We start from the raw sequence: 12,037 nt of genomic DNA on the forward strand, positions 1-12,037 counted from the left end.
GATGCTCTCTTGCTCCATCTGGCTCCCATCTGGCTCAACGAAGTCAAGGAAGTCAGGCTCATCGAAAGCTTACCCGGAGGGTATTAACATATTATGAACAAACTAACACCCATTCTCCTCAGCGGCATCCTGTTATTTGGAGCTGCTGCTTGCAGCGAAGGGGCTAAAACTAGCGCTGATGCTCCTAATTCTACCACAGAAAATACCACCAGCCCGCCCCCAGCGGAGACAGTTCAAAAAACTCAGGGTGACGCAACGAGCGATATTCGCAAAAACCAAGCAAATTCTGATATCAGGGCCAGAGAACAGCGCAACAATGTGACGGGTGGCGATGCTATAAGAGCCGATGGCGACCTCCAAAGTGAAGTGCGCTCCAAGTTAGAAGTAAACATCACTAAAGGTCAGCTAACTGTTGATGCAAAAGACGGGGTTGTCACCGTAGGTGGCACAGTTCCCAATCAAACTGATTTAGCTAAAATTGAGCCACTAGCTAAAGAGATTAAGGGTGTTAAACAGGTCAATGTTACTGCTGTTGTCGCCCCCGCTGCACCCGCATCGCCTAGCAGCAATCAATAAATGTGAAGGAAGAGGTCCGAGGAAAAGAAGGGAAAAGGATGTAGTTATCTAGGAGAGAAGTCTGAGGATAGAGGGTAAAGTTTGGCATTGTAAGATTGCTTTTGGAGCGGATCGCAACGCAGCGGATCGCAACGCTTAGGTGACTCTCTAGGGAGAGCGTGGTTTTAAGTTAAAGAGTTTAAATTGAAGCTAAAATTCATGAACTCAAAACTCCCGCAAGACCTACACCTTCCCCTTCCTAATTTCCGATTTCCCATCCCGGATAATTAGTTGGAAACCAGCCTGAAGATAGAGACAGAAGTTATTCCCAGCGACCGATGAAAATTGTTGGGAAAGAATGACTAAATGTGATTGATGGCAGCAAGCAGAGCATAAATTCTGTGGTTGTGAAAAAGTAGTATATTTTGCAGGAGAAAGAAAATGGCTTTAGGTCAACACAAGCGAGCTGTAGGAGCATTTTCTACTTACCGAGATACGGAACTAGCCCTGATGGAGCTACAAAGTACCGGGTTTCCGATGAATAAAGTTTCGGTAGTTGGGGAAAATCTCGATCGCAACGAAATTGCGGGCGCTAGCGCTGGTAAGGGTACTGACGAGAAAGTCGGTGGTGGCGCAAAAGCAGGCGCGACAGCCGGAGCAGTGACGGGCGGTTTGATTGGGTTACTCGGAAGTATTGGAGCGCTAGCGATTCCGGGAGTAGGCCCTGTGATGGCAGGGGGTGCGATCGCAACTCTTCTGGCAGATACTGTGGTCGGAGGCGCGATTGGGGCAGCAGCAGGCGGTTTGGTCGGTGGTTTGGTCGGCTTAGGAGTTCCCGAAGAAAAAGCTAAAGTTTATAACGATCGCGTCTCGCGTGGAGAATATTTGGTATTCGTAGAAGGAACAGATGCCGAACTTGCCACAGCCGAAGGAATTATGAGCGTGCGGGGCATTCAGGATTGGGGCATTTACGATGTGCCGGCAGACACCGGCCGCAGAGCTTCGGGTCGCCAGAAGCGCGCAGTGGGAGTGTTTTCAACCCGCCGCGAGACGGAACACGCACTGGGAGAAATGAGAACTGCCGGTTTCGACATGAATCGGGTTTCGGTCATCGCTAAGGATGCTGACTCTAAAGGGGACATCGCAGGCATTGACGTGCATGACAGCGCGGACAACAAATCTGATGAAGGGGCCACAAAGGGCGCACTCACAGGTGGTACTTTGGGCGGTTTGACAGGCTTGTTGGTAGGTCTGGGCCTAGTGGCAATTCCGGGAATCGGACCGATTATGCTGGCAGGAGCCTCAGCTACGGCGATCGCCACTACACTTGCCGGTACGGCTTTGGGTGCGGCAGCAGGCGGCTTGATCGGAGCTTTAGTCGGTATGGGAATTCCCGAAGAGGAAGCTAGAGCATACAACGATCGCGTGGCGAGAGGAGATTACTTGGTACTCGTTGACGGCAGCGAAACAGAAGTCGCTCAAGCCGAAAGCATTCTGAGTCGCGGAGGTATTCAACATTGGAACACCTACGACTATCCCAGCGTAGATAGTAATCGGGCTGATTACGGCGCTCCTGGCACTCCCGGTGTTGATACTACGGCTGATATCTACGATCCCAATCAGGGCGTCACCGGCCACCGTCGGGTTTAATAATAATTCAGACTTTGTTTGGTTATTGTTTCTACTTTCTGCAGGGTAGTCGCACTCGCGGACTCGGATAGTGGAAAGCGATCCAACAAACATCGGCGAGCTAGCGATTTTACGCTTCGTGGGTAAAATTATCTCAAAAGTCGGCTTTTTATCTGAAAGCCGGCTTTTGTTTTGTTCTGGGAACTTAAAAAAGCCACCTGTCAAAAGTTTAATTTTGATTAGGGGCCCAGTCCGTGAGCTCGGCTTTGCGCGGGAGGATCGATCGGCTCCCTGAATTTTTACAGCAGAAATCCGCAGCGGTTTTTTAGTCTGTAACACTCACTACTGCTCGATTTTAAACCCCGCAGTATTATCAAATTTAATGACCTAAATTACCACAGATATTGCCCAGTTAGTCAAAGAGCGACTATCTTTAATTATGGGTAGCTAATTTGAGCAACTTATACAGGTGAAGTAGCCAGTCCCGCGTGCCGAGTATGGCCTGCAGTGGTCGGCAACTATTAGAATAATATTGTCGTCGCCTTCCCGCAAGACTTAGGCTGGTCATTGCTTGGCTGTAGCAGCCCAATTGCTGTTGGCAAGACCTGCGGCATGAATACAGTTTTTCTGGGAATGTCTCAGGGAAGCATTTGAGAAGCCCAGGAACAGCTTTTATGTCCGGGAGCGCGTCTGGTGTCGAGAGTTCTGTAAATTAGAACCGCAAGCGCTCATGGATCGAGAAAACATTAACAGCAAGCACAGCAGCGCGAGAATACGGGAACGACTCGCGATCCATTTTTTCGCGCAATCTCAGGCTCAGCACAGCGTATTGCTTGCTTCGCCGACGACTCGCTCAGCACTCCGAGGGAAACAGCCTTCCTGTTGGTTTTCACTGGCACGGAGCACAGTGGGGGGAGATGACACTAGCTGAGCTGGCCTGGTGCTGCCGTCCGGGTTCCTCGAAGGTAGAAAGCACTTATTTAGAAGGCATTAGGGGTTGAAGCTCCGATATCTTCTTTCTTGATTGCACTCATAAATTCGATCGCCTGTACTGGCAAATTTTCGGGTCAGAATGCGGCCCGGATGCCGCCAGCAATACCCTAAATATTCGATCGACCTTGACAAGATCGATCGACAACTTCTCGGTATTTTGGTAAAGAGTTAGCAGGTAATATTTAGTGGTTAGCAGTTAGTATAAATACAACTAACCATTAACAACTAACCATTAACAACTAACTAATTACTAGCAAAATAATACTTACAGGACTTACAGGCGGCGAGAAACGCGATTTTTTCATAACTTCCGCGCTAGCCAAACTCAGATTATACCAGAACCCGGTTTATTTTCGTAAATTATAACTAGGTGAGCAGGGTGATGGTAGAAATCAAGCAGTTTTGACAATTGTTAATGTGGCAGTTTTAGTTTAAAAAACTGGCTGGCAAACACGATAGTACAAACTTTCACACAACATAGAACATCGAGAGATTAAGGAAACTCACTCAATTTTTTTATGAATTTCACTGAACTTTTAAGTGCCGATGAACTTTTAATTAGACATAGAAACGGGGAACGAGATTTTCGAGGGGCTAACCTCATTGCAGCTCATTTGAGTGAAGCTAATCTCAGTCGAACAAATTTGAGCAACGCTAATTTGAAAGGTGCCAACTTAATTAGAAGCAAACTGATTGGAGCTAATTTAAACGCCGCCGACTTGAGCGGGGCTAATTTGTCTAAGGCGAAATTAATTGAAGCTAACCTCGGGAGTTCTAGTTTAACTGGAACTGTGGCGATCTCCGCAGATTTTAGCGGGGCAAATCTCAGCGGAGCAATATTGTCTCAGGCTGACTTGAGCAAAGCTGTAATGACGGGAGCGAGTTTAGTAGGAGCTTGTTTGCTAAGCGGCTCAAAACTAACGGAGGCTAATTTGAGCGGGGCGACGCTGAGCCGAGCAATTATGAGCGGGGTTGACTTAAGTAGAGCAAATCTGACGAGAGCGATTCTCAGCGAGGTAGATTTGACCGGGGCGAACCTGAGCGGAGCAACTTTAACTCGGGCTTATCTCAATCGCGGAAATCTCAGCGGCGTCAATTTGGTTGGGGCTTCTTTGAGCGAAGCAAGTCTGCGGGAGGCTTCTATTAGCGCTGCTAATTTGAGCGGTGCTGACTTGAGCGGCGCTGACTTGCAATCGGCCAATCTAAATGGCTCTAATTTGAGCGGGGCCGACTTGCAGGGAGCTAATTTGAGTAAAGCTAATTTAAATGGTTTGATTCTGCACAATGCTGATTTGAGGGCTGCGAATTTGAACAAAGCTTCTTTGCGGGGAGCTAACTTGAGCGGTGCAAATTTGGCAGGTGCTAGCTTGCTGGAAGCGGATTTGCGGGGGGCGAATTTGAGTCACGCCAATTTGTCGGGAGCGGGTTTGCTGCTGAGTTCTCTGACAGGGGCGAATTTGACAGGAACTAATTTGTCAGAGGCTAATTTGATTGGGGCCAGCTTGAATGTTGATAATTTGAATGAAGCAGCTTTGGGCGGCGCAATTTTGCCGAATGGAGCTACTCACAGCCGGGATTGATATCGATTCCGGCTGCACTCCTTATCATTGTTGACGGTTGACTGTTGACTGTTGACTGTTGAAGGAGGGGTTGAAAAAATGAAAATTGCGCGAATTATTTGTTGGCATCGGGATTCGACTTTACGCCCGACGATGAAGCGCGGATTTGATATCATTCCGGCTCAGCCGGAATTGATATGATGAGTTGATTAAGAGAAAAAACTTTTGAGTTTTAAGTTAAATAATCTTTAATTTAAAACTCAAAAGTTTTGACAATAAAGAATTCAGGAGTCAGGAGTCAGAAGTCAGTTATTGGTTGTGCAGGGCGGGTTTATAGAGATTGTGGACGATCGACAATCTATTACAATTCGCAGTCAGCGATTCACTTTCCTTAGCAATGTCACGATTGCTTCGACTAACTCATTGGGTTCGACAGGTTTTGCAAGATGACGTTGAAACCCAGCAGCAAGAGCTTGGTTCTGGTTAAAGTCTCCAGCATAAGCAGTCAGGGCGATCGCCGGAATTTGCCCGCCCTGCTCTGGTGGTAGAGCTCTCACTTGCCGCACTAGCATATAGCCATCCATATCTGGCATTCCGATGTCGCACAGGAGGATATCGAAGGGTGTGGTTGAGAGCAGTTGTAACGCCTCGATCGCAGACCCAACAGCAGTCACTTTGGCTCCGGCTTCTTCCGCTACAAACGCCACAAAATCGCCTGAATCCTGTTCATCATCCACAACCAACACGCGCACAGAGGCCAGGTGAAGATCGTCCCATCGAGCTTCAGTTGTATCGGCAACTTCTTCAACCGGATTCGCGGTATGCAAGAGGGGAAGTTCAACGGTGAAGGTGGCTCCCTGTCCTTCACCCCTACTCTCAACCCAAATTTTGCCGCCGTGCAATTCCACAATTTGACGTGCGATCGCCAGCCCCAATCCCAAACCCCCAAATTTACGAGTTATGGCTCCATCCTCTTGCCGAAAATGCTCAAACACATAAGGCAGAAACTCAGGATTGATGCCTTTTCCAGTATCGGTGACAAGAATCTGGGCATAAGTTCCAGTTTGGGTTAACCTAACGCTAATTTTCCCGCCTTGAGGAGTGAATTTCACGGCATTGGATAAAAGATTCCAGATTACTTGCTGCAAACGCCCGGAATCGCCCATTACCATTCCCTGGGAGGGTGAAAAGGTTGTTTTAATTTCCAGCGACTTGGCTTCGGTTGCTAGCCGAACGGTTTCCAAGGCGGCCGAGATCACCATATTCAAATCAACGGACATCCGATTCAAACTCAGTTTGCCGCTCAGAATGCGGGAGATGTCGAGCAGGTCATCAATCAGTTGTAACTGGAGTTGGGCGTTGCGTTCGATCGAGGCAAGGGCGCTAGCCGTTTTTGCAGCGCCCAGTTTGTTTTGCTGCAACAGCTTCGACCAGCCGAGAATCGGATTGAGCGGCGATCGCAACTCGTGAGACAGCACCGCCAAAAACTCATCTTTGATGCGGTTGGCGGTTTCGGCGACTTCTCGTGCGCTTTGCTCTTGTTGCAGAAGCTTCTCGCGTTCAGCTTCGGCTTGCTTGCGATCTGTGATGTCGCGCGTTACACCCGCTACCATTTCCACAGCACCCTCTGCATCAAACACGGGCACAAAAATATACTCGTAAGATCTTGTACCGAACGCGCTGGTGTATGGCGTTTCATCCTTAAGCGGTTGGCGCGTCTGAATCACTTTCTGAATCTGATGGTGCAGTCTGACAGCTAAATCCACTGGGTAATCTAATTCAAAAAAAGTTTTGCCAATGGCTTCAGCGAAGGATTTTTGCCAAAGATCGAGCAACGGCTTGTTGATATCAATGAACCGCCCGGACAAATCGAATGTATAAATAAAGTCCGGCACCGAAGACTTAAAGGCGTTGAACTTTTGCAGTTGTCGTTCGAGTTCGGCGGACGTTTGGCGCAGGACTGCTTCGGCTTGAATTTGATGGGTGACATTCTTGAAATAAACGGTGATTCCCTGTGTGGCAGGGTAGGTGCGGACTTCGTACCAACGATCGTGGTCAGGATAAAACGCCGTCAGTGACGCAGGCACGCGATCGCGCATGGCGCTCCAATAGATCGGCTCAAACTCGCTACCAATCAGTCCTGGGTATTCTTCCCATAAATTCTTGCCAATCAAATCACCCGGAGTGCGATTGAGCAATGTTTGGGCAAATTGATTGACGTAGGTGACCCGCCAGTTATCATCCGCGGCAAAGAATGCTTCACCAATGCTCTCCAGAATATTCCGACTCTGCTCCTCGCTTTCACGCAAGGCTTTTTGGGCCCGTTGGCGCTCGTTTTCAACGCGCACGCGCTCGGTGATATCAACGGCAGCGCCGTAAATCACTTGTTCTTCTGGGTACGGCTGGGCATTCCAGAGAAACCAGCGATAGGAACCGTCTTTGTGGCGGTAACGGTTTTCAAACGTAAAGGTTTCGTTACCGGAGAACAGACTATCGGTTTCTGCAATGGAGGCGCTGAGGTAGTCTGGGTGGACAAACTCAGTCCAGGGGCGGGATGTCATTTCGTCTGGTGTCCAGCCGAGGGTTCGTTCAAAGGTTGGGCTGACCCAGTGGAAATACCCGTTTATGCCCGTAATCACTTGCAAATCCGAACCGACGGCCAGAAACCGTTCCCGTTCCTGCTCAATTTTTTTGCGATCGTTGATATCCCGGAAGAAAAGAGACAGCCCAGTCGGGGAAGGATAAACGCGAACCTCAACCCACAAATCAAACGGAGCATAATATTCCTCAAAGTCCACCGCGATTTGCTCGCTGAGCGATCGGCGATACTGGACTTCAAACTGATTGCCGATCGTGCCTGGGAAGGCTTCCCACATCGTTTTGCCCAGCATTGCTTCTAGGGGAGTTCGCGACACTCGTTGTGCGGCTTCATTAGCATAGGTCAAGCGAAAGTCGAGATCCATTGCCATAAACGCATCGGTTACGCGCCCCAGAATGGTTCGCTCTCGCACAGTGGCTTCCTGCCGCAGCCGTGCCAGCTTCAAACTTGCTTCTACCCTTGCCAGCAGTTCACGCGCCGAGAACGGTTTAATCAGATAGTCGTCGGCGCCGGCTGCGAGTCCTTCAATACGCGCTTCTTCGCCCGCGCGGGCTGATAATAGAATGATGGGAATGTCTTGGGTTGCGGGATTAGAACGCAGCGATCGCAACAACTCAAACCCATCCATCCCCGGCATCATCACATCTGTCAATACCAAATCGGGTGGATTCTTCTCAATGGCAGTCAATGCGGCAACGCCATCGGCGACGGTTTGAACAATATAAGAACCGCTCAGGAGTCGCCGAATATAATCGCGCATATCAGCGTTATCATCGGCCAAGAGAATATTTGATTTTAGATTTGGGATTTTAGATTGAGCGGGTTGATTGACGAGTTCATGAGTGGATGGAGCCATGCTCCATTCTTCTAATCTAAAATCGCCTTCTGGCAACCACCGTTGAGCTTCTTCGACATAGGGCATCGACCCTAACGCCGTTGATGCTAACGTGCGGCTGGCGCCAATGCGCTCCGGCGGCAGATGAGCTGTTCCGGTGGGAATCGTCACCGTAAAGCAACTGCCCTGCCCAAAAGTGCTGCTGACATCGATCGCTCCCCTATGTAGTTTGACGAGTTCTTGCACTAGCGATAGCCCAATGCCAGAGCCTTCAAAACTCCGGCCTTGCGAGTTTTTGATTCGATGAAATCGTTCAAATAAATGCGGTAGTTCTTCGGACGGAATACCGAGTCCTGTATCTGCAACTGATAATTCAACACCATTTTCGACGCACTGCAATCGAACAGTAATTGTTCCTGCTAAGGTAAACTTAAAAGCATTTGATAATAGATTGAGAACGATTTTTTCCCACATTTCGCGATCGATATAAATCGCTTCCGGCAAAGTAGGACAGTCAACAATCAGCGACATTCCCACCCGTTCAATCAGCGATCGAAAGGTGCTGGCAAGTTCCGCCGTATAGGTTGCCAAATCTACAGGTTCATAAGATGCTTGGACTCGACCTGCTTCGATGCGTGAGAAATCGAGCAAGCTATTGACGAGTTTGAGCAGTCGCATTCCATTGCGCTGCACCAACTGTAATTGTTCGCGTTCTTGAGGTGGAATTGTTCCATTCAAATTCGCGATCGCCTCTTCTAAGGGAGCCAGCATTAAGGTGAGTGGCGTGCGGAATTCGTGAGACACATTGCTAAAAAACGTGGTTTTAGCACGGTCTAACTCAGCTAATGCTTCGGCGCGTTTACGCTCTTGTTCGTAAGCTTGGGCGTTGGCGATCGCTGTTGTCACCTGCCCTGCCATCAAGTCGAAAAAACCTTTGTAATCATCATCAAACGTTCTAAGCGGACTCACTCCAGCAATCAGGAACCCGAAGGTTTCTCCCGATCGAGCTAGCGGTAGAACTACCGCTTGATGGGGAGATTGGGACCACGCGCCGCCCGGTAAAAGTCCAAATTGCGCCTCCAAATCTTCAATGATTCTGCTTTCGCCCGTCTCCATGACTTGCTTCAATTGCCACTGGCACTTTTGGGCGGATGTAAGCTCGATCGCCTCACAAGAGGCAAGGGTTCCGGCTGCTAACCTTGTTGTACCCGCGAGTCGTGCGATCTCGCTTTCGTCATTGAGTAGATAAAACAGCGCAAACGGGATGTCATAGGCGTTATTGGTCAATACGGTGGCGGAAATCTCGCAAGCTGCTTCTAACGTCTTGGCCGTGACTGTTTCTGCTGCTAATTCGCGTAACGTTGCCAAGCGGCGATCGCTCAAAACGCGCTGAGTGTCCTCGCTACAGGCGCAGAAAATGCCCCCCACTGGGCCATCATCATTCGCCACCGGACTGTAGGAAAAGGTAAAGTAGGTTTCCTCTGTATACCCGTTGCGCTCCATCACCAGAAGCAATTCTTGATTCCACGTCGATTGTCCCTGGTTCAAAACCGCTTCTGCTTGCGGTCCTAGCGTGTCCCAGATTTCAGCCCATACCTGTGAGGCAGGCTGACCTAGTGCTTGCGGATGTCGCTTGCCGAGGATAGGAATGTAAGCATCGTTATAAAACTTGGTCATCTGCTGTCCCCACCAGACGAACATGGGGTAACGAGAGCCTAAGATGATCCGAATCGCGGTTTTCAAGCTTTGAGGCCAGGTTTCAACGGCACCAAGGGCGGAAAGCGACCAGTCGTGCGATCGCATCAGCATCGCCATCTCGCTATTTCCTGCAAAAATCTGTTCAACGAGTTGATACTGCTCGATCATGGGGTTGTCTTTCCATTGGGCCCACAGAAACGGGCAACGATCTTCATTATCTCTGCTGACCGGGCGGGTTTAGGTAGGTGACGCCAGAAACCCAGCGGCGAGCGCCTGTTGCTGGTCAACTTTTACAGCATAGGCTGCCAGAGCGAGCGCTGGAATCTGCCCGCCGGGCGATCGTCTAGGCTGTGTCGAATTTTACGCATGAGAGCATAGCCGTCCATCTTTGGCATTTCGATATCATCTCAATTCCGTCACAGCCGGAACGATCGAGCTTTGGTTTTTTTTAGCCCATGGAAACCAGAGATCGCTTTAATCAAAAAAGGTGGTTTGAGAAGAACAAGGCAGCACTGAAATAATACTAATTCCAGTAGTGGCATCTGCCTGTGAGACAGTTTGACCCCACCATACAGCCAGCGCTTGGTGGTAGGTATTTCTCCTAATCTTCATTTTTCTTTGTGAAATATAGTTGCAAAATTTTTGGCATCGTGTTAACCTTAAAAGGTTTGAGACTTAACATCAATAGAGGTAAAACCCCGCAGAATGAAACAATTGGGAACCCATCTGGTCGCTGATGCTTGGCAGTCTCCAGGAGACCTGCTCAACGATCCTGAACGTATCCGCCGCGCTATTCTCGATGCGATCGAAGCCGGAGGAGCTACTCTCATCGATTTGTGCGTACACCAGTTTAGTCCTCACGGAGTGACAGCTACTGCTACTTTGGCAGAGTCTCATATAGCAATCCATACTTGGCCTGAACACGGTTATTTTGCTGCAGACTTATTTTTCTGCGGCGCCGGCGACCCTCACCGAGCCATGAAGGTGCTACAGACAGCTTTGGAAGCTAAACAGGTAAAACTCACTGAGTTCACGCGCGGTTTCGAGCCAGGGGTGGGAATCGTAGGTTCTGCTTGTGAAGAGCAGTATGCCCCTCGTTCAGTAGAAACGAGTGCCGCGAGAGGATGATGGCCAATTAGCGTAACTTTGAATATTTTATGCTAGGTTTTGTTTAAAATCCCACGGCTTGAGCCGTGGGATTCTTGTTGGAATTTACTTTTTCATTAATAAAGGGCGGACAACTAAATAACCTGCGCCGAAAGCTGCAATGACAATCAGAAAAATCGCGATGGCCAACCACAATCCGCTTAAGTCTGAGGTTTTTTTGGCTTGAGATATCACACGGTAAGGAGTTTCCGGCACCTCTGTAAATAATTTTTCTGGAAGTGGCTGCGGCATCGGGGAGCCTTTTGGCTCCGGTTCCGGTAGTGGGAAGGGGAAAGCCACTGTATGAGGTGGTTGAGGTACCGTAGAGTTAGTCCGCGAAGTTGCAGGTGCTGGGGGCGGAGGTTCAATGCTGAAATTGAATTTGACTGAGGGCATCTGAGGCATCCCTGTCTGGGTGACACTCTGAGCAGAGTTGACTACTTGCTGTAACTGTTGGGATACTTGAACTACTGTTTCTACTTCTCGCCGCAGTTGTTGATTTTGTTGGACTAATTGCTGATTGTGGGTTTTGAGGGAGTCCACCATCGCTTGGGCTGCTTGCAGCTCTGCCGTGACTTCTCGATAGAGGGAAATTGGTACCGATGGAGAGTAACTATTTGAGTTTTCAGGGGAAGTATTGTCAGATAAGGTAGTATTTTGCATAATTGTAGATGGCGAGGGTGAACTTGTTTTAGTTTAGCCTGAGAGTATTTGCAATTAGATCGATCGCAACACAATTCGTCAAGATATTTGTTACAGATATTGAACGTAAATTTAATTTAATGTTACAAGTTATTAGTCAATCGCTATGAACAACTACGCAGCCGAACAAAGTATGTCGCAAAAGTCAAGCACCGAGGAAATGAAATACGGCGAACGCCAGATTTTGGAAGGGGAGTTAATTACTTTCCCGAATCCGCGAGTCGGGCGACGCTACTCAATTAACATTACTTTGCCGGAGTTTACTTGCAAGTGTCCATTTTCTGGCTATCCAGATTTTGCGACAATTCACGTTACTTATGT

The 12,037-nt window shown here is 48.9% G+C and carries 6 protein-coding genes and 1 pseudogene; 5 read left to right on the plus strand and 2 right to left on the minus strand.

Annotation, left to right across the window (positions count from 1 at the left end):
* The first annotated feature begins 93 nt into the window (after positions 1-93).
* The 3 genes from QUA38_RS09165 to QUA38_RS09175 all read left to right on the plus strand — a co-directional run bounded on the left by QUA38_RS09165 (position 94) and on the right by QUA38_RS09175 (position 4,757).
* A complete protein-coding gene (locus QUA38_RS09165; RefSeq protein WP_333161047.1) occupies positions 94-576 on the plus strand; it encodes a BON domain-containing protein in 483 nt (160 codons plus the stop codon).
* 420 nt (positions 577-996) lie between these two features.
* Positions 997-2,205 (plus strand): histidine kinase, encoded by a 1,209-nt coding sequence (locus tag QUA38_RS09170; RefSeq protein WP_333161049.1) that lies wholly within the window; start codon positions 997-999, stop codon positions 2,203-2,205.
* A 1,490-nt stretch (positions 2,206-3,695) separates the two neighbouring features.
* Complete coding sequence (locus QUA38_RS09175; RefSeq protein WP_333036031.1) at positions 3,696-4,757, plus strand: pentapeptide repeat-containing protein; 1,062 nt, start codon at positions 3,696-3,698, stop codon at positions 4,755-4,757.
* A 353-nt stretch (positions 4,758-5,110) separates the two neighbouring features.
* Here QUA38_RS09175 and QUA38_RS09180 read toward each other — a convergent pair whose 3' ends face one another.
* Complete coding sequence (locus QUA38_RS09180; protein WP_333161051.1) at positions 5,111-10,036, minus strand: ATP-binding protein; 4,926 nt, start codon at positions 10,034-10,036, stop codon at positions 5,111-5,113.
* A 537-nt stretch (positions 10,037-10,573) separates the two neighbouring features.
* On the opposite strand from QUA38_RS09180, the gene speD reads away from it, so the two are divergent.
* A complete protein-coding gene (speD, locus tag QUA38_RS09185) occupies positions 10,574-10,996 on the plus strand; it encodes an adenosylmethionine decarboxylase (RefSeq protein WP_006633984.1) in 423 nt (140 codons plus the stop codon).
* A gap of 84 nt (positions 10,997-11,080) precedes the next feature.
* On the opposite strand, the gene QUA38_RS09190 is transcribed toward speD, so the two are convergent.
* Positions 11,081-11,677 (minus strand): hypothetical protein, encoded by a 597-nt coding sequence (locus QUA38_RS09190; RefSeq protein WP_333161053.1) that lies wholly within the window; start codon positions 11,675-11,677, stop codon positions 11,081-11,083.
* A 145-nt stretch (positions 11,678-11,822) separates the two neighbouring features.
* Here QUA38_RS09190 and QUA38_RS09195 point away from each other — a divergent pair.
* A pseudogene (locus tag QUA38_RS09195) lies at positions 11,823-12,037 on the plus strand (preQ(1) synthase); the annotation flags it as partial.

The organism is Microcoleus sp. Pol12B4 (assembly GCF_036701385.1).
GTDB lineage: Bacteria > Cyanobacteriota > Cyanobacteriia > Cyanobacteriales > Microcoleaceae > Microcoleus.